This window comes from Kineococcus sp. DHX-1 (assembly GCF_042473625.1).
In the GTDB taxonomy this organism is placed as follows: Bacteria; Actinomycetota; Actinomycetes; order Actinomycetales; family Kineococcaceae; genus Kineococcus.
Window position 1 is genome coordinate 658,922 of record NZ_CP170445.1, and the last position, 23,288, is coordinate 682,209.

The 23,288-nt window shown below is 74.0% G+C and carries 23 protein-coding genes; 11 read left to right on the top strand and 12 right to left on the bottom strand.

Annotation, left to right across the window (positions count from 1 at the left end; genetic code table 11):
- Positions 1-63: 63 nt before the first annotated feature.
- On the top strand, positions 64-873 hold the full coding sequence (locus ACFEMC_RS03220) for a hypothetical protein (protein ID WP_380173557.1): 810 nt from the start codon (positions 64-66) through the stop codon (positions 871-873).
- Here the strand turns inward: ACFEMC_RS03220 and ACFEMC_RS03225 are convergent.
- The gene (locus ACFEMC_RS03225) at positions 851-1,636 is read right to left on the bottom strand and encodes an SDR family NAD(P)-dependent oxidoreductase (protein ID WP_380173559.1); all 786 of its coding nucleotides are present in this window, start codon (positions 1,634-1,636) and stop codon (positions 851-853) included. The two genes, ACFEMC_RS03220 and ACFEMC_RS03225, sit on opposite strands and share 23 nt — an antisense overlap.
- A 100-nt stretch (positions 1,637-1,736) precedes the next feature.
- Here ACFEMC_RS03225 and ACFEMC_RS03230 point away from each other — a divergent pair, with 100 nt between their 5' ends.
- A complete protein-coding gene (locus tag ACFEMC_RS03230; protein ID WP_380173561.1) occupies positions 1,737-2,594 on the top strand; it encodes a helix-turn-helix transcriptional regulator in 858 nt (285 codons plus the stop codon).
- Between the two features lie 93 nt (positions 2,595-2,687).
- Complete coding sequence (locus tag ACFEMC_RS03235) at positions 2,688-4,058, top strand: MFS transporter (RefSeq protein WP_380173563.1); 1,371 nt, start codon at positions 2,688-2,690, stop codon at positions 4,056-4,058.
- Between the two features lie 9 nt (positions 4,059-4,067).
- On the opposite strand, the gene ACFEMC_RS03240 is transcribed toward ACFEMC_RS03235, so the two are convergent.
- A complete protein-coding gene (locus ACFEMC_RS03240) occupies positions 4,068-4,616 on the bottom strand; it encodes a TetR/AcrR family transcriptional regulator (RefSeq protein WP_380173565.1) in 549 nt (182 codons plus the stop codon).
- Between the two features lie 106 nt (positions 4,617-4,722).
- On the opposite strand from ACFEMC_RS03240, the gene ACFEMC_RS03245 reads away from it, so the two are divergent.
- Positions 4,723-5,952 (top strand): MFS transporter, encoded by a 1,230-nt coding sequence (locus tag ACFEMC_RS03245; RefSeq protein WP_380173567.1) that lies wholly within the window; start codon positions 4,723-4,725, stop codon positions 5,950-5,952.
- Between the two features lie 400 nt (positions 5,953-6,352).
- Here the strand turns inward: ACFEMC_RS03245 and ACFEMC_RS03250 are convergent, their stop codons facing one another.
- Both ACFEMC_RS03250 and ACFEMC_RS03255 read right to left on the bottom strand, forming a co-directional pair.
- On the bottom strand, positions 6,353-6,988 hold the full coding sequence (locus ACFEMC_RS03250) for a superoxide dismutase (RefSeq protein WP_380173569.1): 636 nt from the start codon (positions 6,986-6,988) through the stop codon (positions 6,353-6,355).
- 51 nt (positions 6,989-7,039) lie between these two features.
- The gene (locus ACFEMC_RS03255) at positions 7,040-7,534 is read right to left on the bottom strand and encodes a nucleoside deaminase (protein WP_380173571.1); all 495 of its coding nucleotides are present in this window, start codon (positions 7,532-7,534) and stop codon (positions 7,040-7,042) included.
- 82 nt (positions 7,535-7,616) lie between these two features.
- On the opposite strand from ACFEMC_RS03255, the gene ACFEMC_RS03260 reads away from it, so the two are divergent.
- Positions 7,617-8,084 carry an SRPBCC family protein gene (locus ACFEMC_RS03260; protein WP_367636173.1) on the top strand — a complete coding sequence of 156 codons (468 nt, stop codon included), beginning with the start codon at positions 7,617-7,619 and terminating at the stop codon, positions 8,082-8,084.
- 165 nt (positions 8,085-8,249) lie between these two features.
- Here ACFEMC_RS03260 and ACFEMC_RS03265 read toward each other — a convergent pair whose 3' ends face one another.
- Both ACFEMC_RS03265 and ACFEMC_RS03270 read right to left on the bottom strand, forming a co-directional pair.
- The gene (locus ACFEMC_RS03265) at positions 8,250-10,586 is read right to left on the bottom strand and encodes a hypothetical protein (RefSeq protein ID WP_380173574.1); all 2,337 of its coding nucleotides are present in this window, start codon (positions 10,584-10,586) and stop codon (positions 8,250-8,252) included.
- A gap of 281 nt (positions 10,587-10,867) precedes the next feature.
- Positions 10,868-13,270 (bottom strand): putative bifunctional diguanylate cyclase/phosphodiesterase, encoded by a 2,403-nt coding sequence (locus ACFEMC_RS03270; protein WP_380173576.1) that lies wholly within the window; start codon positions 13,268-13,270, stop codon positions 10,868-10,870.
- Positions 13,271-13,782: 512 nt separating this feature from the next.
- Here ACFEMC_RS03270 and ACFEMC_RS03275 point away from each other — a divergent pair.
- Positions 13,783-15,450 carry a methyl-accepting chemotaxis protein gene (locus ACFEMC_RS03275; protein ID WP_380173578.1) on the top strand — a complete coding sequence of 556 codons (1,668 nt, stop codon included), beginning with the start codon at positions 13,783-13,785 and terminating at the stop codon, positions 15,448-15,450.
- Between the two features lie 117 nt (positions 15,451-15,567).
- On the opposite strand, the gene ACFEMC_RS03280 is transcribed toward ACFEMC_RS03275, so the two are convergent.
- From ACFEMC_RS03280 to ACFEMC_RS03290, 3 genes are all read right to left on the bottom strand, one after another.
- Positions 15,568-15,780 carry a hypothetical protein gene (locus ACFEMC_RS03280; RefSeq protein ID WP_367636167.1) on the bottom strand — a complete coding sequence of 71 codons (213 nt, stop codon included), beginning with the start codon at positions 15,778-15,780 and terminating at the stop codon, positions 15,568-15,570.
- 184 nt (positions 15,781-15,964) lie between these two features.
- Positions 15,965-17,023: an isopenicillin N synthase family dioxygenase gene (locus ACFEMC_RS03285; RefSeq protein WP_380173580.1), complete on the bottom strand. Its 1,059-nt coding sequence runs from the start codon at positions 17,021-17,023 to the stop codon at positions 15,965-15,967.
- Between the two features lie 45 nt (positions 17,024-17,068).
- Positions 17,069-17,683, bottom strand: coding sequence for a helix-turn-helix domain-containing protein (locus tag ACFEMC_RS03290; RefSeq protein WP_367636165.1), 615 nt, complete (start codon positions 17,681-17,683; stop codon positions 17,069-17,071).
- Positions 17,684-17,912: 229 nt separating this feature from the next.
- Here ACFEMC_RS03290 and ACFEMC_RS03295 point away from each other — a divergent pair, with 229 nt between their 5' ends.
- Positions 17,913-18,215, top strand: a complete 303-nt coding sequence (locus ACFEMC_RS03295; RefSeq protein WP_380173583.1) for a hypothetical protein — start codon at positions 17,913-17,915, stop codon at positions 18,213-18,215.
- Here the strand turns inward: ACFEMC_RS03295 and ACFEMC_RS03300 are convergent.
- Positions 18,202-18,591, bottom strand: a complete 390-nt coding sequence (locus tag ACFEMC_RS03300; protein WP_380173585.1) for a RidA family protein — start codon at positions 18,589-18,591, stop codon at positions 18,202-18,204. The genes ACFEMC_RS03295 and ACFEMC_RS03300 overlap by 14 nt on opposite strands.
- Positions 18,592-18,632: 41 nt before the next feature.
- Here ACFEMC_RS03300 and ACFEMC_RS03305 point away from each other — a divergent pair, with 41 nt between their 5' ends.
- Positions 18,633-19,160 (top strand): cysteine hydrolase family protein, encoded by a 528-nt coding sequence (locus tag ACFEMC_RS03305; protein WP_380173587.1) that lies wholly within the window; start codon positions 18,633-18,635, stop codon positions 19,158-19,160.
- Here the strand turns inward: ACFEMC_RS03305 and ACFEMC_RS03310 are convergent.
- The gene (locus tag ACFEMC_RS03310) at positions 19,149-19,793 is read right to left on the bottom strand and encodes a FadR/GntR family transcriptional regulator (protein WP_380173589.1); all 645 of its coding nucleotides are present in this window, start codon (positions 19,791-19,793) and stop codon (positions 19,149-19,151) included. The two genes, ACFEMC_RS03305 and ACFEMC_RS03310, sit on opposite strands and share 12 nt — an antisense overlap.
- A complete protein-coding gene (locus ACFEMC_RS03315; protein WP_380173592.1) occupies positions 19,790-20,518 on the bottom strand; it encodes an SDR family oxidoreductase in 729 nt (242 codons plus the stop codon). The genes ACFEMC_RS03310 and ACFEMC_RS03315 overlap by 4 nt, the downstream gene beginning before the upstream one ends.
- A gap of 49 nt (positions 20,519-20,567) precedes the next feature.
- Here ACFEMC_RS03315 and ACFEMC_RS03320 point away from each other — a divergent pair, with 49 nt between their 5' ends.
- From ACFEMC_RS03320 to ACFEMC_RS03330, 3 genes are all read left to right on the top strand, one after another.
- On the top strand, positions 20,568-21,320 hold the full coding sequence (locus ACFEMC_RS03320) for an SDR family NAD(P)-dependent oxidoreductase (protein ID WP_380173594.1): 753 nt from the start codon (positions 20,568-20,570) through the stop codon (positions 21,318-21,320).
- A 136-nt stretch (positions 21,321-21,456) separates the two neighbouring features.
- Positions 21,457-21,987, top strand: a complete 531-nt coding sequence (locus tag ACFEMC_RS03325) for a hypothetical protein (protein WP_380173596.1) — start codon at positions 21,457-21,459, stop codon at positions 21,985-21,987.
- An 81-nt stretch (positions 21,988-22,068) separates the two neighbouring features.
- A complete protein-coding gene (locus ACFEMC_RS03330; protein WP_380173598.1) occupies positions 22,069-23,241 on the top strand; it encodes an MFS transporter in 1,173 nt (390 codons plus the stop codon).
- Positions 23,242-23,288 lie beyond the last annotated feature (47 nt).

Here is a 23,288-nt window from a genome sequence, read left to right on the forward strand (position 1 = left end):
GCGTCCGGGGGCACCATCGGAGGGCCGGACGACGAGCCCGGCTCCCGACCGCGAGGAGGCGGCGTGCGAGCGACGACGGTGGGTTTCTCCGGCTCGGGCGCGTCCCGGCGCGCGCTGCGGTGGGCCGTCCAGTCCAGCGCCGCCGCGGGGCGTCCCCTGCACGTGGTGGTCGGTCCCGGCGGCGCGCACGCGGACCTGGACGAGCTGCTGGCCGAGGAGCTGGAACGCGTCCCGGGCCGTGAACCCGCCGTCGACGTGACCCTCACCACCGACGACCCCGTCCGCACCCTCGTCCACGCCGCGCAGGAGGGCGCGGACCTCGTGCTGGGGTGCGGCCGCGGCGTCGGCCCCCGGGGTCCGGGGGAGGGGGTCCTCGCCGCGGTCCTCGCCGCCTCGCCCGGACCGGTCGTCCTCGTCGGACCCCGCGCGGTGCTCACCCCACCGCGCCGGCTGCTCGTCGTGGGCTCCCCCGAGGACGCGGTGGCGGACTGGGTCCTGCGCCGCGAGCGCGAGCTTCCCGTCCACCTGCTCACCGTCTGGCGGTCGCCCTCGGGTGACGGCGGGAGCGGGCGACGGCACGCGCACCTGCGCGCCGTCGCCGTCCACCACACGGTGCGGGCGCGCCTGTCGGCCGGGACGCACCGACCGCTGAAGGCCGAGGTGGCCGAGGGCGAGCTCGGCGACGTCCTGCCCCGCCGGCTCGCGGTGGGCGACCTCGTCGTGCTCGCGGCCGGGTCGGTGGGGGCGCTGCCGCTGCGGACGCTGCGGGCTCCCGCCGTCGTCCTCCCGGCCCGCGCCCCGCGCCGCGTGCTGGACCTGCGCGAGGACGTGCGCGTCGACGTCGAGGGGCTCAGGCCCGCGCGACCGACGTGATGCCTCCGTCGACGGCGATCTCCGCGCCGTGGACGTACGCCGCCCGCTCGGACAGGACCCACGCCACGGCGTCGGCGACCTCCTCCGGACGCCCCGGCCGACCCGCCGGGATGCCCCGCGTCATCGCGTCGACCACGTCGGCCGCCGCGTCGTTGACCGGGGTGCGGGTGGCGCCGGGGGAGACGGTGTTGACCCGGACGCCGCGCGGCCCGAACTCGGCGGCCCAGGACCGGGCGAGCTGGACCTCGGCGGCCTTCGTGGCGGAGTAGAGGCCGACGAAGGGGTGCCCGACGTGGGCCATCCACGAGCCGAGGACGACGACCGCGCCGTGCCCCCGTCCGGCCATCGCGGGGGCCAGGGCCGCGGTGAGGACGTGCGGGGCGCGGACGTTGACGGCGAGCGTCGCCTCGAGGTCGGCGTCGGTGAGCGCGACGGTGTCGACGGCCGGGCACAGGGCCGCGTTGTGCACGACGGCGTCGAGCCGGCCGCCCGCCGCGTCGACGGCCGCGGCGGCGAAGGTGCGCAGGACGTCGGGGGCGGCCGCGAGGTCGGAGGGCACGAAGCGGGCGGTGCCGCCGGCGGCCTGCACGTCGGCGACGACGGCCTCGCCGCGGGCGACGTCCCGGCCGGTCACGACGACGGTCCAGCCGTCCGCGGCCAGGGCGCGGGCGGTGGCGGCGCCGATCCCGCTCGTGGAGCCCGTGACGAGGACGGTGCGGGGGGTTCCGTGGGAGTTCTGCGAGGACGTGGTCTGCGTGGTCATGACCCCACTCCACGCGGACCCAGGGCGGGCCACCAGGGCGCGTGCTGCCGGGTCACGGCGTGACCAGGCTCCGTCCGCGCACGCCTCGTACGCTGCTGGGGTGCCTGCCGACCGTGCCGCCCTCGGGGCGTTCCTGCGCTCACGGCGCGACCGTCTGACGCCCGCCCGGGCGGGCATCACGGCGTTCCCCGGGCCGCGGCGCGTGCCGGGCCTGCGCAAGGAGGAACTGGCCGTCCTGGCCGGGCTGAGCCCGGACCACTACAGCCGGCTGGAGCAGGGGCGGCAGTCCACGGTCAGCGAGGACGTCGTCCACGCCCTCGCCCGGGCCCTGCAGCTCGACGACCTCGAACGCACCCACCTGCTCGACCTCGCCGCCCCGACCTCCCGCCGACGCCGTTCCGGTCCCGAAGCGCCGCAACGCCCCGACCCGGGGTTGCTGCGCCTGCTGGACACGCTCGCCCACGTCCCCGCACTCCTGCTCGGGCGGCGCTCGGACGTGCTGGCGCGCAACGGGTTGCTGAGCGCCGTGCTCGGGACCTCGATGGATCCCGGATCGAACTTCGCGCGCTGGTTGTTCCTCGACCCCGGCGCCCGTGCCCGCATCACGAACTGGGCGGACTTCGCGGCGCCGGCCGTCGGAGCGTTGCGCTACGAACTCGGACGCCGGCCCGACGACCGGCGACTGGTCGCGCTCGTCGAGGAACTGCGTGCGCAGGACCCGGACGTCGCCCGGTGGTGGGCCGACCAGGGCGTCACGTTCCGCACGTCGGTGACCAAGCACGTCGACCACCCCGAGGCGGGTCCCCTGACGTTCGGGATCGAGTCGGTGGTGGCTCCCCTCGACCCCGACCAGCGGCTCGTGGTCTACACCGTCGAGGCCGACTCGCCCACCGCGCGGGTGCTGCCGCTGCTGGCGAGCTGGGGCGCCCCGGAAACGGCTGTCGCCCGCGAACGGTGACGTGGCACGCTCGGCGATGAGTTCGGGTGCCCGGGCGGGTCGGAGGTGCAGGCGCCGCCCCCGCGGCGTCCGAGGCCGACGACAGGAGACGACGTGCCCACCCCCGACGCACCCAGCCCGCGGCTGGACCTCCGGCACGGCACCGAGCGGACGTTCGTGCACCTGCTCGTCAACCACGGTGTCGTCAACGTCCTGAACTACACGGTCTGGTTCGCCCTGACGTTCTGGGTGTTCCTGGCGACGCGGTCGGTGTTCGCGACCGGCATGATCGCGGGGATCTTCGTCGTGGCGACGGCGGCGACCGGGATCTGGTTCGGCAGCCTCGTCGACGGCCACCACAAGCGGACCGTCCTGCAGGGCTCGGCCGTCGCGTCGTTCCTGGTCTACGGCCTCTGCCTCGGGCTGTACCTGCTGACGCCGGCGGAGGAGTTCGCGGACGTCGCGTCCTGGCAGTTGTGGGCGTTCATCGTGCTCCTCATGGGCGGGGTCATCGCGGGGAACCCGCGGGGCATCGCCCTGCCCACCCTCGTCACCCTGCTCGTCCCGGCCGACCGGCGCGACCGGGCCAACGGACTGCTCGGCACCGTCGGCGGGGTGTCGATGCTCGTGACGTCGGTCATCAGCGGGGTGCTCGTCGCGGCCGGCGGGATGCTGTGGGTCCTCGTCCTCGCCCTCGTCGTGCTGGTGGCGGCCGTGGTCCACCTCGCGACCGTGCACGTGCCCGAGACGCGGGTGCCCAGCACGGGCGACGCAGGGCCCGCGGTGGGGGGAGTCGACCTGCGGGGGACGTGGCGGCTCGTGCGGTCGGTGCCCGGACTCGTGCCGCTCATCGCGTTCAGCTGCTTCAACAACTTCATCGCCGGCGGTTTCATGGCGCTCATGGACGCCTACGGGTTGTCCCTGGTGTCCGTGCAGGCGTGGGGTCTGCTCTGGGGCGGGTTGAGCGCGCTGATGGTCGTCGGGGGTCTGCTCGTCGCGCGGGTCGGGCTGGGCGCCCGGCCGGTCCGCGTCCTGCTGGTCGTGAACGTCGCCTCCTGGGCGGTGACGTTCGCGTTCCCGCTCGTGTCCTCCGTCGTGACGCTGACCGTCGCGATGGCCGTGTTCATGCTGCTGATGCCGTTCGCGGAGGCGGCCGAACAGACGGTGCTGCAACGGGTCGTGCCCTACGAACGGCAAGGTCGGGTGTTCGGCTTCGCCCAGAGCGTGGAGCAGGCGGCCTCCCCGGTGACGGCGTTCCTCGTCGGGCCGCTGACGCAGTTCGTCGTCGTGCCGTTCATGACGGACGGCGCGGGCGCCGACGCGATCGGGGGGTGGTTCGGCACCGGACAGGCCCGGGCGATCGCCCTGGTGTTCGTCGTCACGGGCTTCCTCGGCGTCGTCGCGACCCTCGTCGCGCTGTGCAGTCCGCAGTACCGGTCGCTGTCGGCGTCGTTCTCGCGGTCGAGGGACGTCGCGCCGGTGTGAACCGCGGTGTCACCGCCCGGCGAGGAGTCGCAACGCCGTGCGCGTCTGCTCCCGCGGCTGGGGATCGGGGTCGAGGGCGATGTGCAGGGCCGCGCCCTCGACGTACGCGTCGAGGCGGCGGGCGGTGACGGGGTCGAACACGCGGCCGAGCACCTGGCGGCTGGCGTGCATCCAGGACTGCGTGATCTCCCGGAACTCCGGCCGGCGGGCGGCGAGCGTGTAGAGCTCGTAGGTGAGCACGTGCTCGGCCCGGGAGCGCTGCAGGTCGACGTGGACGAGGTCGACGACCGCGTCGAGCACCTCGTCTACTCCGCCCTGCCCGAGGCGTTCGGCGAAGGCCGCCTCGATGCGCCGGGCGAACGTGGTGAACGCCTCCCGCAGGAGTTCGTCCATCCCCGCGAAGTGGTACGTCATCGACCCCAGCGGGACGTCGGCGAGCTGCGCGACCCTCCGGTGCGAGGTGCCCGCGACGCCGTGCTCGGCGATGCACTCCACCGTGGCCTCGACGATGCGTTCGCGCCGGTGCGGATCGGTGCGGCGGGCCCGCTGTTCCGTCACGAGGTGCCTACGAGCGCGGGGTGGAGGTTCGTGTGCCGTTCGCCCGCGAAGTGGTCCGTCACGCGATGAGTGTACGACCGACCGCATCATGTGTACGATCGTACGTATGTCCTCGACGCCCGCCGCCGCCACGGCGGCCCCCGACCGTTCCGCGCTGTGGCGCCCCCGCGTCGCCGTGGTTGGTCTGTTCCTCCTGACGGGTCTCGCCCTCGCCACGTGGGTGGTCAACATCCCCGGGGTCCAGGAACGCCTGGGCATCTCGCACGGCGTCCTCGGGGGTCTGCTGCTCCTGCTCGGCGCCGGGTCGGTCGTCGCGATGCAGGCCAGTGGGCCGCTCGTGGACCGGGTCGGGAGCCGGCCCGTGGCGGCGGTCGGGGCCGTCCTGCTGGTCGTCGGCGTGCTGCTGCCGGGGCTGGCCACAGCTCCCTGGCACCTGGGTGCCGCACTGTTCGTGCTGGGGTTGGGCAACGGCGCCGTCGACGTCGCCATGAACGAGCAGGCCGTCGTCGTCGAGCGGGCGTGGGGCCGCCCGATCATGTCCAGCTTCCACGCGTTCTTCTCGGTCGGTGGCGCGCTCGGCGCGGGCCTGGGAGCCGTGCTGCAGGCGGCGGGTCTCGCGCTGCTGCCCACGCTCGCCGTCGGGGCGGTCGTCGTCGCGGTGCTCGCGCTCGTCAGCCTGCCCTCCGTCCTCACCCGCAGCACCCGGTCCGCAGACCCGGCCCCCGAGAATCCCGCCGCGGTGCCGACGGCTCCGCGTCCCACCGGGCGGCTCCTCGCCCTCGCGCTCATGGCGTTCCTGCTCATGCTCGCCGAGGGCACGGCGAACGACTGGAGCGCCCTGCAGGCCGTGGAGGACCTGGGGCGCTCGGCCGCCTCGGCCTCGCTGGCCTACGCGGCCTTCGCGGTGGCGATGACGGCCGGGCGGTTCGCCGCCGACCCCGTCGCCCACCGGTTCGGCCCCGTGAGCGTCGTGCGGATCGGATCGGCGCTCGCGGCCGTCGGCATGCTCGTCGTCGTCCTCAGCCCCACCGCCGGGGGTTTCCCGCTGACGTTGCTGGGCTGGGTCGTGTTCGGGCTCGGGTTGTCCGGGATCGTGCCGCAGATCTTCACGGCGGCGGGAAACCTCGGCGTCGCGAACCCGGGCGTCACCATCTCCCGGGTGGTGAGCGCCGGGTACGTCGGGCTGCTCGCCGGTCCCGCCGTGATCGGTTGGCTCGCCGGTGGCGTCGGGTTGACGACGGCCCTCGTCCTCCCGCTGGTGTTCTGCGGCGTCGGGATCGCGCTCGCGGGGGCCGTCGCCCCGCGGGCCGCCGACCGGGGCGGCGTCGTGGGGTGAGGGTTCCGAACTGGCCGATCCGGCGACGAGCGGAGGGCACCCACGGGTGTTCCCGCGCCCGGTCCGACACCCGGTCCCACAGCCGGTTCGACGTCGTTGCAGCCGTGGGACCGGCGCGCCGGTCGCCCGGACGACGCTCGCGCCGGTCCCACCTCCGGTCCGATGCCGCGCCGCGCGGGACACCCACGGGGGCACCCACGCGGACACCCACGTGGAGTGAGACGTGGGTGTCCCGCACCGGTCGCCCCGACGACGCCGAACGGACACCCACCGGTGTTCCCACGCCCGGTCCCACCTCGTTGCAGCCGTCGGACCGGCCCGCCGGTCGTCAGGACGACGCCCGCCCCGGTCCCATCCCCGGTCCGAAGACTCGCTCACCGCCGGTCGGCGCGGCTCCTCGTCAGGGGAGGATGAGGCCGTTCGTCTGGGTGCGGGCGCGGTCGAAGCGCTGCTGGGCGTCGGCCCAGTTCACGACGTTCCACCAGGCCTTGACGTAGTCGGGCTTGACGTTCTTGTAGTCCAGGTAGAACGCGTGCTCCCACATGTCCAGCACGACGATCGGGACCAGGCCCAGGGCGATGTTGCCCTGCTGGTCGTACAGCTGGACGTTGATGAGCTTCTGGCCGATGGAGTCCCAGGCCAGGATCGACCAGCCCGACCCCTGGATGCCCAGGGCGGTGGCGGCGAAGTGCTTCTGGAAGCCGTCGAAGGAGCCGAAGTCGGCGTCGATGGCCGCGGCCAGCTCACCGGTCGGCTTGTCGCCCCCGTCGGGGGACAGGTTGGGCCAGAACACGGAGTGGTTGACGTGCCCGCCGAGGTTGAACGCCAGGTTCTTCTCGTGCAGGTTGACGGTGGCCAGGTCGTCCTTGGAGCGGGCCTCGGCCAGCTTCTCCAGGGCGGTGTTCACCCCGGCCACGTAGGTGGCGTGGTGCTTGTCGTGGTGCAGCTCCATGATCGCCCCGGAGATGTGGGGCTCGAGCGCGGAGTAGTCGTAGGGCAGGTCCGGGAGCGTGTACGTGGTCGGTGCGTCGGTCATGGCGGGAACCCTTCCACCTCCAGTGCACTGCAGGTCAACCCGGTGAGGCCTTCAGTCCCGGTGCCGGGCCTCGTGGCGGCGGAACGGTTCCTGTGGGTCCGGGTGCTGACCCTGGCCCATCGGCAGGCGGCGGTCGCCCTCGTCCTTGGCGTACTCGCCGTAGAAGCTGTCGAGGGTGAAGTAGCGGCCCCCGTCCTCGTAGTGCTCGCCCTCCTGTTCGCGCGTCGCGGCGTAGACGACGCGGTCGGGGGCGGCGTAGTACAGGGCGCCCAGGCACATCGGGCACGGTGACGCCGTCACGAAGACGTCGCACCCGTCGAGCTCCTTGCGCCCGCGGGAGGCCAGTGCGCGCAGGGCGGTGATCTCGGCGTGCGCCGTCACGTCGCCGTCCTGCACGGTGCGGTTCACGGCCTCGACGAGCACCTCGCCGGAGGCGCGCTCGACGACGACGCACCCGAAGGGCTTCCCACCCTCCTCGACGTTCGCCGACGCCAGTTCCACGGCGCGGGCGAGGTGGACGCGGTCGGCGTCGGGGCTGTCGGTCACGGGTTTCTCCTGGGGTGCGCGGGATGTCGGGCCGACCCTAGGTCCGCTCCCGCGCAGCCGCACGGGCTGGCAGGCTGAGGAGGTGAGCGCGCACGCGGTCGTCCGCCAGGTCCTGCCCGTACCCGCCGCGGTCGCCTTCGACGTGGTCCACGACTACCCCCACCGGCTGGCGTGGGACACGTTGCTGCGCGAAGCGTTCACCGTCGACGGCGCGTCACCCGCCCGCGGCGTGGAAGCCGTGTGCCGGGCGCGCTGGTCGCTCGGGGGGCTGTCCTTCCGCACCCGGTACGTGACGTTCCGCCGTCCCGACCTCGCCGCGGTGACGCTCACCTCGCGGTCGCCGTTCTTCGCGGTGTGGGCGGCCTCGATGCGCCACCGCGACCTCGACGACGGTCGCAGCAGCGAGGTGGTCTACACGCTCACCTTCACGGGCGCGCCGGCGGTGTTGCGCCGCCCCGTGGAGTTCGTGGCCCTGCGGGCGTTCCGGTGGGAGACCAGCCGCCGGTTGCGAGCTCTCGCCGCGCACCTGAGGCAGTTCCCGACGGGGTGAGGCGCGGCGCCTGAGACCATCGAGCGGTCCTGTACTGCCGTGTCGACTCCTGGAGGACGTGCGCGCGCGGGCACTACCACGAGGGGGTGGGCGAGGACGGGTCGCGCGGTGTCCGCCGGACGCACGACATCGAGGAGTACCGGCCGCGAGCTCCGAGGACCGTCGTCAGTCCACCGCCGGTGCCGGGTCCGGCAGGAGTGCTGCGGGAACCTCCAGCACCCGCGTCAGGAGGGCGATGAGGAGGGGGACGGCGAGCATCGCGCCGACGGCGGGGACGACCGTCCCGGAGTCGTTGGCGGCGAGGCCGATCGCCAGCAGCACCAGCAGGGCCGCCAACCCGGGTCTCAGGACGGGGTGCTGGTCGTAGGCGCGCTGCAGCACCGCGGCGCCCGAGGCGCCGAGGACGGCGGGGCGGGCCAGGGCGACGACGAGGAACACGGCGGCGGGCCCCAGGAGCAGGACGAGCAGCCAGCTGTCGGAGAGGATCTGCGCGTTCTGCACGGCCTTGCGCCCGATGACCAGCCACGCCCCGCCGTCCAGGACGCTCTGGACGAACCGGCCCAGGTGCGTCTGGTCGTCGGCCGGTCGCAACCAGTCCGCCACCGAGATCGCCACCAGGACGAGGACGGTCGCACCGAGGAGGAGCACCACGCGCCGTGCGGTGGCGCGGACCCCGCCCACGACCAGGGCGAGCAGCCCGAACGCGGGCAGCAGCGCCGGGGGACCACCGAAGTCGCTGCCCAGGACCCCGTCGACGAAGGTCGCCGCCACCCCCACGACCGCGACGACAGCCACAGCCGCGCGCCGCCGCCCGGCGCGGACGAGGTGGTCGGCGACCGCGACGGCGAAGAGCAGGGAACCGGTGGCGAAGAGGGCGAACTCCTGGTTGCCCAGACCGTAGAAGCGCCCGGCCACCACCGGCTGCTCGCCGTTGAGGCTGGAGGTGATGAGCCGGGAACCCGTTGCGCAGTCCACCGCCAGCACCGCGGCGGTGGTGAACCCGACGAACCCCACCGGACCGAGCGCCCCCCTCCGCCACGGGCCCAGCAGCGCCAGGGCGGTGACGAGAGTGGCGTACAGGACGACGGCACCGGTCACCGCCATCAGGTGCGCGCCCACCGAGCTGCCTGCCCGCCACCACGGGATCGTGTTGGCCAGGAACGTGGACGCGCCGACCGAGCCGTACAGGACGGCCACGGTGCGCAGCCCCCGGAGGATCCGCCGCCGGCCCGCGGTGCCGCCCCACGCACGGCGCAGGGCGACGGCCCCGACGGCGTACAGGGCGATCTGGGTGGCACCCCAGAGGACGAAGAAGGGCGCGACGAGCGGCTTGACGGCCTGCGCCGCCGCGTCGAGGTCGGAGACCTTCGCCAGGCGTTCCGCCGTGGACCGGCCGGCGTCGGTGCTCGTCACCGGTGCCCCCACGAGGCCGGCGGTCCCGTGGTCGGACCCGAGGGCCAGGGCCAGCACGGTGGGCGTCAGATCGGTGGTCTGGACGATGCCCTCTTCCCGGGTGGCGCGGGAACCGAGCAGTCCCCGGTAGTCCCCGCGGTCCGACCCGGTCGCGGGTTGCGGTCCGGTCGCGGCCGCGTACTGCAGGTGGGGGGTCCTCCCGGAGTCGGCGAGGGAGACGGCGAGCACGGTCGTGGCCTGGGGGCCGGTGGAGGCGCTCACCGCCTGCTGGACGGCGGCGACCACGGCGTCGACCGCGGCCACCTGGGTGGCGCGCGAGGACCCGGGGGCGTTCTCCCCGGCGGGCAGGTCGGCGGGGTCGCGGACGGTGCCGGCGTCGACGACGACGACGTCGGTGCCGGACTCCAGGGCGTGCTGCACGTAGTCCCCGACCACGGCTGGGGCGGTGTACTTGCCGCTGCTCAGCGAGAGGTGGTCGCCCAGGGAGCCGTCGGTGCGGGCCAGGGCGATCCCCGCCCCGGGCCCGATCGACAACGTCGTCGCGCCCCCGTCGGCCAGGGCCTGTCCCAGCGTTCCCGGTACGGCGTCGAAGGTCCCGTCCTCGGCGATCTGCCGGTACCGGCTGAAGTCGGGCTGCACCCCGCTCACGGGGTCGGCGACCGGTGCGCACGCCGCGTCTTGGTGCTCGTGGTCCGTCCCGTCGAAGGCGGTCGCCCGTCGGCCAGCGGACAGGCCCAGCCACCCGTCGACGGGGCAGGCGGCCGTGAAGACGCTGCGGACGGCGACCGTGCCGATGGCCCCCGAGGTCATCGACGCCAGCGCCGGCGTCGCCGTCGTGGACACGTCGGTCCAGCGGACGCCGGAGAACCCGACCAGGACCACCGGTGCCCGCCCGGTGCCGGTGTCAGAAGCCGCCTGCGCCGGGGCAGCCGCGACCACGAGGACCAGCGACAGCAGGAGGAGCAACCCCAGACCCCGTCGCAGGAGCCACGCCGCGTGCAGCGCCAGGCGGTGGGCGCCGATCCGGTCGGAAACGGCACGTGCTCCTGCGGTCGAGGCCGAGCCGGTGTCCGGCAGGACGGGTCCCACGTTGTTCAGTCCTCACGATCGCGCTGGTCTTCCCCGGACCGGTGCCCGGCGGCCCGGGGGTCGCGGCCGGGTCACGGGCCATCGTGACCGACCGGCTCGGAGGAGTCTGCCCTGCTCGCCTGTGTCCGGTGCTGCGCCGGTCACGTCGAGGCGACGGCGCCCCACGTCGGCGAAGTGCCGGACCTGGTCACCTCGACGCAGGCCGCCACGCGGACCCCCGTGTCTCCGCTGGTCCGGTCCCGGTCCTGTCCCGGTCCTGGTGCCCGCTCAGCTGCTGGAGCTCAGCGGGCGTCAGCGGCGAGTTCGACCGGTCGGGTCGTCCCGGCAGTCCTCAGCCAGGCGTGGCAGGCGTCGGCGCTCATGGGGCGGGCGTGCAGGTAGCCCTGGGTCTCGTCGCAGCCGAGAGCGTGCAGCTGGGCGAGCGTCGCGGTGTCCTCCACGCCTTCGGCGATGACGCGCAGGCCCAGCCGGTGCGCCAGTGCGACGGTGCCGGCGACGATGTCCGCGGTGCGGGGGTTGGTGGTGACCTGCTCGGTCAGGGAACGGTCCAGCTTCAGCTCGGTGGCCGGCAGGTCGTGCAGGTAGGCCAGGGACGAGTAGCCGCTGCCGTAGTCGTCGATGCTGATGTCGACTCCGCGTGCGGCCAGGTCGCGCAACCGGGCGATGGACTCCTGGGGGTCTGCCATGAGGGAGGTCTCGGTCACCTCCACGACGAGGTTGGCGGGGTCGAGCCCGGTCTCGGCGAGCACGTCGTCGACCATGACCAGGAGTCGGGGGTGGGACAGGCACGAGGCGGACAGGTTGACGGACATCCGCAGGTCGTGACCGTCGTGCTGCCAGCGCTTCGCCTGGTGGACGGCAAGCCAGACCACCTGGGCGGTCAGGTCGGGCATCAGGGCGTGTTCCTCGACGAGGTCCAGGAAGCGGTCGGGGGTCAGCAGACCCAGGCGCGGGTTGTCCCAGCGGACGAGGGCCTCGGTTCCGGCGACGTGCCCGGCAGCGCTCAGTTGCGGTTGGTAGTGCACCACGACGCGGCCGGCCTCGAGGTCGTCGGCGGCGTCGGGGGAGTGCAGCAGGACCTTCAGCTCCTCGACCAGCTGGGCCCGCTGCTCGTCGGCCAGGGCCGCAGCCTCGTCGTGCACGCAGAGTCGGGCTCCGCCGGCGGACTTGGCGCGGTACATGGCCGCGTCGGCGTGGCGGAGCAGTTGCTCCGGGGCATCCCCCGGGGCGGCCGTGGCCACACCGACGCTGGCGCGGACCACCAGTCGCCGGCTTTCGATGAGGACGGGCTCGGCACTCGCCTCGGCCAGGCTGGTGAACAGGGCCTGCGCCACCTCGGAGGAGGTTTGCGTGGAAGTGTCGGACAGCACGATGGCGAACTCGTCGCCCCCGAGGCGGGCGCACACCGACTGCGGTGGGCTCAACGTCTCGAAGAGGGCACCGGCCCGGCGCAGGAGTTCATCGCCGACGGCGTGGCCGAAGCGGTCGTTGACGTCCTTGAAGCCGTCGAGGTCGATGAGCATCAGGGTGACGGGGCCCTCCGGGGCGACGTCGTCGCTGGGCGGGTCGCTGAGAGCACTCGCCAGCGCACGGTCCAGGGCGCGTCGGTTGGCCAGCCCGGTGAGGTCGTCGGTGAGGGCCTCGTGGCGGCTCGTGACCAGGTCAGCCAGCAGACGCACGAGTTGCACCCCGCGCACCGCGACGCTCACCGCCCCGAGGGCGCCGGCGACCGCGGCGGCGTGCACCCCGTGGTCAGGGAAGCCGCCGCTGGTGAGCCCCGCTGCTGCGAGCACGGCGATGGAGGCCAGCAGGACGACGAAGGCACCGGTGGTGGGGGCCGTGGTGGTGGCCGGCCGCGACGACGGCGGGTCGGTGCGGACCACGGCGGCCACCGCCAGCACCGCGATGGCGAGCGTCCAGCCCACCTCGGAGAACCGGCCGTTGCCCGCCGCGGCGGCGACGTCGTGCACGGCAGCCAGGTCGATGACCACCACGAGGCCGAAGGAGAGCAGCAGAGCCCACGCCCGCGCATCGCGCACCAGGCCGCCGAGGTGCAGGACCGTGCCGGTGCTGCCCAGCAGCACGATCTCCGCCGACGTCCGCAGCAGCCACAACTGCTCCTGCCACAGGGGCCACTGCGCGATCGGGGAGCTGAGCGCGGGCAGGAGGAGGTTGCCGATGGCGGTCAGGGTGAAGACGGCGCCGACCCCGTTGAGCCAGTCGCCGGGCTCGGACATCAGCGTTCCGCGACGGTTCCAGCGCACGAGCCCCTGGTAGAGCAGTGGGCACGCACCCAGGACGCCCAGCCCCAGGAGCAGCCCGCCGCCGCCGGCGGCGCCCGAGGAACCGCACAGGGAGAGCAGGTCGAGGACGCCGGCCCCGGCAGCGGCAGCGGTGGCCACCCAGGCAGCGGCGGCGAAGTAGCGCCACACACGGCTTTCCGGTCCCAGCACCCGGGCTCGCCACGACAGGACCACGGCTGCGGCCGCGAACATCAGGACCCGGCCCACTCCCCGCCCGACCAGCGAAGCCGTGGGGACCGGCCCCCCGAGGGACGATGTCAGCAGCGTCGCCGTCGGGTGGAGCACCTGGCTGGTGATGGCGGTGACCGCCGTCACCGCGCAGAACAGCACCAGTGTCCGCGGTGCCTGCTCGAGCAGGCGGCGCTGTGCCGGAGAGTCCACCCAGGAACCTTCGGTCGGTGAGCGTGTGGGCCTGAGGGCTGATCGGGGCGCGGTGGCGACGACCCGCGGGGCTCCGCCGGGGTGGGACGGGTCGGGAACGAGCACGAGCTGGGGCCCACCAGCCCGGACTGGCTGCAGCCGAAGTGGTCCGGCACGTCATCACCGACCTGCTCGACCTCGCCGGAGCGGACGGTCCGGAGGAGGACGCCACCATCGTCTGCGTGGACCTCTGATCGTCGACGCCGGTGACCGCCTGGCAGCAGTGCGCAGGTGGCACGTCCGGGCGTACGGCTGAGGATCGACCGGGTCTCGTCTGGGCGGCACCTGCGAGTCCGCGTTCCGTCGTCGGCGATCGGGTGACCTGGCCTCCGGGAATCGCGGTGTACCTCCGATGAGGGACACGGCGCGTGACCCGCGCCGCTGCCCGAGACGTCTCCGCTCCTGGCCCATCGGCCGAAGTCCAGCAGTCGACGCCACGGACATCCCACACCGATGTCTCGAGGAGTTCCGCCATGCCCCGCCCGACGACCCAGCCCTTCCACCCGACATCCCCGCTGACGTCCGAACCGGTGTCCCAGCCGGCGACTCGCAGCGGTTCGATGCGCCTGCGCGACTGGCCGGTGGGTCGCAAGCTGACCGCCGGCTTCGCTGCGATGGGGGTGTTGATGCTGGCCGTCGGGGGGACCGGGGTGCTGGAACTGGGGAAGGCGCAGGACCGGTTGGAGGCGATGTACGCCACCAGTGTCGTCTCGGTCGCCGACCTGGGGCAGGCCCAGGCCTCCTTCATCCGGGTCACCAAGGACCTCAGCGGCTACGCCCTGGCCGTCGACGACGCCGGCCGGGCCAAGGCCGCCGAGGCGGAAGCCGCTGACGACAAGGCCCTGGACGCCGAGTGGGCGGCCTACCTGCGCACCGACCCGGCGCAGACCCCGGCACAACTGCAGAGCTTCCAGGGCGACCTGACCGCCTTCCGCGCCGCGCGCGACGCGATCTTGCCGCTGGCCGCCTCGGGGAACTACGCCGCACTGGCCACCCAGCGCGCGGCCACGACCGTGCCGCTGGACCAGAAGGTCAACGCCGAGTTGACCGAGATGGTCGGGCGGGAGAACGCCGACGCCCGGGCCCTGCAGGTCAGCGGTGCCGCGGACTACCACCGAGCGCTGATCCTGATCGCTGCTCTCATCGCCGTCGCCCTGGTGGCCGCGGTCGTCATCGGGACCGTCATCTCCCGGGGCATCGCGGGGCCGCTCAGCGCGGTGGTGACCGTTGTCCGTGGACTGGCCGAGGGACGGCTGGACCAGCGGGTCGGTCTGGACCAGCGCGATGAGATCGGGCAGGTGGCCGCCGCCCTGGACGCCTCCACCGAACGCCTGGGTGACGTGATGGCTCAGGTCGTCGGCAGCGCGACGACGCTGGCCGCCTCCTCGGAGGAGCTCACCGTCGTGGCCACCCAGATGTCGGCCGGGGCCGAGGAGTCCGCGGCGCAGGCGCAGGTCGTCTCGGGGGCGACGGAGGAGATCACCGCGAACATCGGGACGGTCGCGGCGGCCGGGGAGCAGATGAGCGCCGCCATCCGGGAGATCTCCGCCTCCACCGCGGACGCCTCGGGTGTTGCCGCCACGGCGGTGGCCACCGCCGCGTCGGCGGACGAGACGCTGACGCGACTGGCGGCCTCCAGCGAGGAGATCGGTCAGGTCGTCAAGCTGATCACCTCGATCGCGGGGCAGACGAACCTCCTGGCGCTGAACGCGACCATCGAGGCCGCCCGGGCCGGGGAGGCCGGGCGCGGGTTCGCGGTGGTGGCCGGTGAGGTGAAGGAGTTGGCGATGCAGACGGCGCGGGCGACGGAGGAGATCACCTCCCGGGTGGCGGCGACGCAGTCCGACGCGGCGGCCGCGACCGCGGCGATCGCGCAGATCTCCGAGGTCATCGCCCGCATCGACGGGTTGCAGGGGACGATCGCGGCGGCGGTGGAGGAGCAGTCGGCCACCACGGCCGAGATGGTCCGCAACGTCACCGAGGTGTCGGGGGGCGCTCAGGAGATCTCGCTGAACATGACCGGGATCGCCGGGGGCGCCCAGCAGTCCGCGACGTCGGCGCAGCACACGGCCAGCACCAGCCAGGACGTGTCGCGGGTCGCGGCGGACCTGAACCAGCTGGTCGCCGGCTTCCGGTACTAGACCCGTCGGGCCCACGGCCACCTCCCCCGGGGTCGACCTGCGTGCCGTGGGCCACGGAACTGTCTGCACGCCTCGAGTTCGAGCGGGGTGACGAGTTGCGTCACCGCACCCTGCCGGTCACGTCCGCGAGGCTGAACCGCTGCGGAGCAGGGGGAGTTCTCGGTCGGTGGTGGCCACTCGTGTGAGCCGGGCCGTCAACGGACGCAGCAGCGCGGAGGTGAGGACCTCGTCTGCGGCGCGGCGCGCGGCCAGTCCCAGCCGGGTCCGCGGACAGGCGAACCCCACGATGCCGCGGGGCAGGTCCTGCACGTCCTCGACCAGGGGTCGCATCCACTCCTCGTGGCGCCGCAGTGCGGTTGAGGTGCCGGTGGGCGTGGCCTCGGCGCCCGAGAGCTCGTCGGGCCGTGCTGCCGCATCCCCGGCCACGGTCTCGGCGCCGGAGCCACCACCGTCGTGGTCCAGGTCCGCCCGCCCTCCGGCGGCGTCGAGCGTGCCGCGCGGAGCGCTGCGCGGGTCAGCGCGCGGAGGCCAGGACCCGGGCGGCCTCGCGCACCGCGTCGGTGTTCTCCTGCAGGTCGCGAGAGCCCGCCAGCTTCGCGGAGATGTGCTCCCCGATGGTGACTGGCGGGTACAGCGGTTCCTCACCGTCCTCGACCGTTCCCGGCAGCGCGGTGACGACGGCGTCGACGTCGCCGTCGTGGAAGAAGGCCACGGACCGGCGCCGCTGGATGGAACCGTCCACGACGGGGGGTTTCACGCGGTGCAGCGTCGACATCCAGCGCTCGTTGGTCCAGCGCGCCATGGCGTCTCCGAGGTTGACCAGCAGCGCACCGTCGGCGGGCACGACGTCGTGCCAGTGTCCGTCGCGTCCCAGCACCTGCAGGCCCGGGACCTGGTCCGCCCACAGCACCGTGACGATGCCGTAGTCGGTGTGCTCACCCATGCCGGTCAGGTCCCCGTCGAGATCGACGGTGCCCGGCGGCAGCGCGTAGTTGTTCATGCGCAGCACGTCGAGGCTGTGTCCCGTCACTCCACGGAACCAGTCCGGCTCCAGGCCGAGGGCGTCGGCGAAGACGGCGGTCAGGGTGCGAGCGACGCGGCCGGCCTGGGCCTCCCACGTCTGGACGCGCTGCCGGAAGCCGGGGACCAGCGACTCGGCAGGCCACAGGTTCTCCGGGTAGAGCGCGGGGTCCAGGGGCACGGAGGCGTCGGGGTAGTCGGCGACGGCGGCTCCGGTGTTGAACGCCTCGAAGAAGTCGTTCATGCGGTCGGCCGCCTGGAGACCCAGCGACAGCGACAAGTTCTCGCTCTTCGGTGGTGTGTAGCCGCGGTTGACCCCCTTCGGGGCGCACAACTGCTTCTTGGTCTCCAGTGGCAGTGCGAAGAAGTCGTCGACGGCGCTGGCCAGGTCGGCTGCTGCCTCCTCCGGCACCGCGTGGCCCACCACCTGCACGAAGCCGACGGTGCGGCAGGCGGTGTCCATGGCGTCGGCCGTCACGGCGCGCTCGGCGTCGGTGCCGTCGAGGACGTACGGGGAGATGTCGACGACGGGGACCTCGAAGGGTGCGTTCATGCCGCCACCGTAAGTGCTGCTTACGGCTTCTGGGTGACGACCGTGTTACGGCTTCTTCGAGGCGGTGACGACGGCGAGGGCCTCGACCAGGCCGTCGTCGTCACCAGAGCCGTTGCGAACCACCCACCGGTGAGGCACCTCGCCCTCGTGGTGCAGGGAGTCGCCAGCGTCGAGGTCGTAGCTGCTGCCGTCGGCGAACTCCACGCTCAGGGCTCCTCGCAGCACGTGCACGAACACCTCTCCCGGCTGGGAGAACCAGTCCTGCTCGGCCTCGCCGGGGTGGATGACGTAGTGGTGGGCCTCCAGCAGCACCCCTTCCCCGGCCCGCGTGAGCAGTCGAGACCGTTGCGAGGGCCGGCTCTCGTCGTCCTCGCTCACCCGGTAGCGGGGTCCTTCTCCCGCACGCGTGGTGCGGCGCGAGCCGTCCGTGGGCGGCAGGAGGTCGTTGGCGGCGCAGTCCAGCGCCGACGCCAAGCGGTACAGCACCGGGATGCTGACCGACGAGCGACCGCTCTCGAGTTGGCTGACGAACGGCCCGCTCACCTGCGCGCGGCGAGCCAGCTCGGCCACCGAGAGACCGGCAGCCGTGCGGCGTGTGCGGACTGCGGTGCCGACCAGTGCTCCCGGATCACCGGGCGGCGCGGGCGTGGGGGCGGTCACCGGCCCATTCTGGCGTCCGCGTCGCTGCGACCCGGCCCGGGCGCCGACCGCCGCTTCCCCTCGGGCTCGTCCACAGCTACGTGGCCTGGGGAACGCTCCCAGCACCGGCTGGTCGGGGTCTCGCTGAGTGCTGTTCCGCGACCACCTCGGGTGACCCGTCGTGCTCGGCCCGCGGGGTGACGGACGCTCGACATTCGTACAGGTGTTCGATCTCTGGCACAGTGGTCGGGTGGCGGGGGGACAGTTGCGCAGGAACGGGCAGCGGCCCCTCCACGAGGTCGTGCGCCGCCAGCAGGTGCTGCGCGAGCAGCAGTCGCGTGGTGAGCAACCGGCCGTCCGGCACTGCTGGGTGCGGGCGCCGGACGGCGGGGACCCGTGGCCGGGCATCGTCGTGGCGTGGGTCCGCGGCCCGGCCGGCTGGCGAGGGCGGGTGGTCTACGTGGTCCCGGGGAAGGAGCCCGTCCTCGTCGAGGCGTGGGTGGAGGCCCAGCACCTGCGCCCGGTCGTGGTCGGTGACGTCAGCGGAGGATGACCGCGTCCGCCTCGATCTCGACGAGCAGGCGCGGGTCGATGAGGGCGCTCACCTCGACCATGGTCGAGGCCGGCCGGACGTGCCCGAAGAACTCGCCGTGCACGCGACCCACCTCCTCCCAGCGCGAGATGTCGGTGACGAACATGCGCGTGCGCACGACGTCCTCGAGGGTCGCCCCGGCCTCCAGCAGGGCGGCACGGATGCGTGTCAGGCACACGCGCGTCTGCTCCGCGAGGTCGTCCCCACCCACCGGGCCGTCCGGGGTGGCGGCGGTGGTGCCGGCCACGCTCACGTGGTCGCCGACGCGGACGGCGCGGGAGTAGCCGACGACCGCTTCCCACGGTCCGCCGCTGGAGACCAGTCGCCGAGTGCTCACGACAGCACTGTGCCGCACCCGGCGCGGGTAGCGTTCCGCGCGTGACCGACCCGTGGCTCGTCCTCGTCGACCTGCAGCGCATCTTCGGGGCCCCGGACAGCCCCTGGGCCGCACCCCGCTTCGACGCCGCGGCGGCGGCCTGCGCCCGTCTCGCCGAGCGCTTCGCCCCGCGCGTCGTGCTGACCCGCTTCGTCGCCCCCGAGCGGCCGACCGGTGCCTGGGGTCCGTACTACGAGCAGTTCCCGTTCGCCCTCGTCCCGGCCGACGACCCGCTCTACGACCTCGTCGACCCCTTCGCGGTCAGCGGGTTCGAGGTCGTCACACGGACGACGTTCGGCAAGTGGGGACCGGAGCTGGCGGCCGTGACCGGCGGCGCACCGCTCGTCGTCGGCGGGGTGTCGACCGACTGCTGCGTCCTGTCCACCGTCCTGCCCGCGGCCGACGACGGTGTGGGGGTCACGGTCGTCGCCGACGCGTGCGCCGGGGCGAGCGACGACGACCACGCCCGCGCCCTCGACGCGATGCGGCTGTACGCGCCGCTGCTGGAGGTCGTCGACTCACTCCCGTGAGGTGCGCGTCACGATCTCGCGGACGAGCTCACCGGCCGTCGCGGCATCGCCGTCGGCGACCGCGCGGGCCAGGTCGGCGTGCAACCGCACGTCGTGGGTCCGCGCGGGGACGCCCGCGCGGTCGTGGACGGCGAGCGCGACCACCGCGCCGAGTGCGACGACCATGGGGTTCCCGCACGCCCGCGACAGCGTGTCGTGGAGTTCGGCGTCCAGGCGCGCGAACTCGCCGGGGCGGCGGTCGAACGCGACGGCGAGTTCCCGCAGGCGATCGCGGGTCGCTGCGTCGGCCCGGCGCGCCGCGGCCTGCGCCGCAGCCGGTTCCAGGGCCTCGCGCAGTTCGCGCAGTTCCCCCAGCTGGGCCTCGCGGTCGGGACCGGCCAACCGCCACCGCACGACGTGCGGGTCGAGCAGGTTCCAGTTCCCGGCCGGTTGCACGACGAGCCCGACCCGGGGACCGGCCGTCAGCAACCCGAGCGCGACGAGGACGCGGGTGGCCTCGCGCACGATGCTGCGCGAGGCGAGGGTCTCCTCGACCAGGGCCTCCACCGACGTCCGCGCCCCTGCGGGGAGGTCACCGCCGACGACGGCCGCGCCGACGTGGTCGAGGACCCGCCGGAACGCGGGGCTGCTCACCGCTGCACGACGGGGGAGACGACCAGTTCGTCGATGCGGACGTGGGCGGGGGAGTCCAGGACGAACTGCACCGTCCGGGCGATGTCGTCGGGGGTCAGCATGAGTTCCCGGGCCGCCGCGTCGGGGACGTTCGGACGCTGGTCGAGGAAGTCCGTCGCCACGTCCCCGGGGCACAGGTGGCACGCCCGCACGCCGTGCCCGGCCTCGGTCGCGTTGAGGGTCCGGACGACCGACCCGAGCGCGGTCTTGCTGGCGGAGTAGGCGACTCCCGCGCTCGGGTGGAAGGACCACCCCGCGTAGGAGGAGACGACGACGGCGACCCCGGAACTCGACCGCAGGTCCGGCAGGGTCGCGTCGAGCACCGTCACGACGGCGCCGAGGTTCACGGCGACCACGTCGTGGAACGTCGCGATCTCCTGGTCGTCCCAGCCCCGGCGCGGGGTGTTCCGCCCGGCCGCCAGCACGAGGCCGTCGATGCGGCCGAACTCGTCGACGATCCGCTCGCGTGCCGCGCGCACCGCGTCCCCGTCGCGCACGTCCAGCGGCAGTTCCAGGGACGTCCCGCCCGCCGCGGTCGCCGTCTCGTGCAGGGCGTCGGCACGCCGGCCGCTGAGCACCACCGTCCACCCCGCCGCCACGGCCGACCGGGCGACGGCCCGCCCCATGCCAGAACCCGCCCCCGTGATCCACAGGACCCGCTCCGTCGTCTCCACTGCTCGCTCCATGACAACAGTATGCTCATTGGATCGGCTCACCGAGGAGAGGACGACCCCCGTGCACCTGGACCTGACCGACCGCGTCGTCGTGGTCACCGGCGCCGGTCGCGGCATCGGCCGCACCCTGGCGCAGCGGTTCACCACCGAGAGGGCCCACGTCGCGGCCCTCGACCTCGCCTTCGAGGACGACCTCCCGACGGAGGTCACGAGGATCCCCTGCGACGTCACCGAGCCCACGTCCGTGCAGGCCGCCGTCGACGCGGTCGTCGACCGCCACGGCCGCATCGACGTCCTCGTGAACAACGCCGGGACCAACGTCGACGGTCGCGTCGCGGACCTGACGTGGGATCGCTTCCGACGGTGCCTCGACGTCAACGTGGGCGGGGTGTTCCTCGTCAGCCAGGCCGTCGCGGAGGTCATGAAACCCCGTCGCCGGGGACGCATCCTCAGCGCCGCGTCCTTCGCCGCCATCGTGCCGAGCGTCGGCAGTGCCGCCTACGCCGCCTCCAAGGCCGCCGTCGTGCAGTTCACCCGCGTCCTGGCCTCCGAACTCGGCCCGTACGACATCACGGTCAACGCCTACGCGCCCGGCATGGTCCCGACGGCCATGAACGGTTTCGCCGACCTCCCGCCGGCCGCCGCGGACGAACTCCTCGACACCCTCTCGCTGCGCCGCTGGGAGAGCGCCGACGACGTCGCGGACCTGCTGGTGTTCCTCGCCAGCGACGCCGCGTCGTACATCACCGGGACGCTGGTGGACGTTTCCGGCGGCAAGCTCGCCACCCAGATCCCGGCCCGCGCCCACCGGTAGGGGGTGGAGGCCCTCCACCCGCGGGGTCCACCCGCGACCGGTCCAGCGGTCGATGCCCGAGGGGGCCCGCCGGCGGGAGGGTTCAGGTGTTCGCAGGACAGACCACCGGAACCCACCAGCCAGCCAGGAGCCAACCGTGAACCTCACCACCGCCCTCGTCATCAACGTCACGATGATCGTCACCACCCTCCTGTCCGACCGGGGCGTGCGCCGCGTCGCCTGGGGCCGCGTCCTGCGGCCGCTGCTCATCGGCAGTCCCATCGCCCTGTACTTCGCGTCCCACGTGGTGACGCACGGCGTCGGCCTGGCCGCCGAGGTGCTGGGCGCGGTGGCCGGTCTGGCGCTCGGCGCCGCGGCCGTCGCCCTCGCCCGGGTCGGCCGCGACGAGGCCACCGGCCAGGTCGTCACCCGCGTCGGCGCCGGGTACCTCACCTTCTGGATCGGCGCCTGCGTCCTGCGGTTCTTCGTCAGCTACGGCGCGCAGCACTGGTTCGGGCAGCAGTGGGGCACCTGGCTCTACCTGCACGGGGTCGCGGTGCAGGACATCGCCGCGGTCATCGGCAACGCCATCGTCTTCTCCGTCCTCGGGATGCTCGTGGCGCGCTCGGCCGGGATCGTCCTGCGCAGCCGCAGCGTCCGCTCCGCCGAGTTCGCCCTCGCCCGCTGACCCACCCGCCCAGTCACCCACCGACAGCGCCGCCCCCCGACCCACCGGGCCGGGGGGCGGCGCGTCTGCGAGGGTGCTGCGGTGCCCACCCCGTCCGGACCGGTCTTCGGCGGGTGGCGCTCCCTGGCCACGGTGTACGCCCCCGCCGCCTTGTTCAGCACCAGCCAGGGCGCGGTCCTGCCCGTCCTGCCCCTCACGGCGCGCGAGCTCGGCGCCTCCGTCGCCGTCTCCGCCGTCGTCGTCGCGCTCCTCGGCGTCGGGCAGGTCGCGGGCGCCCTGCCCGCCGGAGCCCTCGTCACCCGGACCGGGGAACGGTTCGCGATGCTCACCGCAGCCGTCGTCTCGGGCCTCGCGCTCGCGGGGGCGGCGTTCGCCCCCTCCGAGGCCGTCCTCGCGGTGTGCGTCCTCGCCCTCGGCCTGGCCTCCGCCGTGTGGGGTCTGGCCCGCCAGTCGTTCCTCACCGCCGCCGCCCCGCCCCACCTGCGGGCCCGGGCGCTGTCGACCCTCGGCGGGGTCGGCCGCATCGGCACCTTCGTCGGCCCGTTCCTCGGCGCCGCGGGCAGCGCCGTCGCCGGCGTGCGGGGGTCCTACGCCGTGGCGGTCCTCGCGGTGCTGGCCGCCGCGGTCGTCGTCCTCGCCCTGCCCGACCCCGAGCTCGACGAGGTCCACCACGGCCCGGCCCCCACCCTGCGGGAGGTGTTCCGCGCCCACGCCCGGCTGCTCGCCACGCTCGGCGTCGCGGCGCTCGCGGTCCAGGCCGTGCGGCAGTCGCGCCAGACCGTGCTGCCGCTGTGGTGCGACCACGTGGGCCTGGACGCCACGACCACGAGCCTGGTCGCCGGCGTCTCCGGAGCCGTCGACATGCTGCTGTTCTACCCGGCGGGTTCGGTCATGGACCGCGTCGGCCGGGCCGCCGTCGGGGTGCCCTCGATGCTCGTGCTCGCCGTCGGGCACGTCCTGCTCCCGTTCTCGCACAGCGCCTGGACGGTCGCGCTCGTCGGTGTCGTCATGGGGTTCGGCAACGGCATGGGAGCCGGGCTCGTCATGACGCTCGGCGCCGACCACGCCCCACCCGGCGGCCGGGCGACCTTCCTCGGGGCGTGGCGGCTGGTGACGGACACCGGCGCGGCGTCGGGGCCGCTGCTCGTCGGGGCGCTTGCGGGCGCCGGCGGGCTCGTCGTGGCCACCGGCGGGGTGGCGGTGCTCGCCGTCGCCGTCGCTGCCGGGCTGGCCCGGTTCGTGCCGCGCCGCTGAGCCGTCCGGGGCACCCGGTCCCGCAACGGACCTCCCGGCCCGGAGCG

What these genes read in the sequence shown, in the direction of transcription:
- ACFEMC_RS03225 (WP_380173559.1), bottom strand. Translation starts at nt 1,636, where the DNA reads ATGACCACGCAGACCACGTCCTCGCAGAACTCCCACGGAACCCCCCGC.
- ACFEMC_RS03245 (WP_380173567.1), top strand. Translation starts at nt 4,723, where the DNA reads ATGTCCTCGACGCCCGCCGCCGCCACGGCGGCCCCCGACCGTTCCGCG.
- ACFEMC_RS03250 (WP_380173569.1), bottom strand. Translation starts at nt 6,988, where the DNA reads ATGACCGACGCACCGACCACGTACACGCTCCCGGACCTGCCCTACGAC.
- ACFEMC_RS03275 (WP_380173578.1), top strand. Translation starts at nt 13,783, where the DNA reads ATGCCCCGCCCGACGACCCAGCCCTTCCACCCGACATCCCCGCTGACG.
- ACFEMC_RS03280 (WP_367636167.1), bottom strand. Translation starts at nt 15,780, where the DNA reads ATGCGACCCCTGGTCGAGGACGTGCAGGACCTGCCCCGCGGCATCGTG.
- ACFEMC_RS03285 (WP_380173580.1), bottom strand. Translation starts at nt 17,023, where the DNA reads ATGAACGCACCCTTCGAGGTCCCCGTCGTCGACATCTCCCCGTACGTC.
- ACFEMC_RS03315 (WP_380173592.1), bottom strand. Translation starts at nt 20,518, where the DNA reads ATGGAGCGAGCAGTGGAGACGACGGAGCGGGTCCTGTGGATCACGGGG.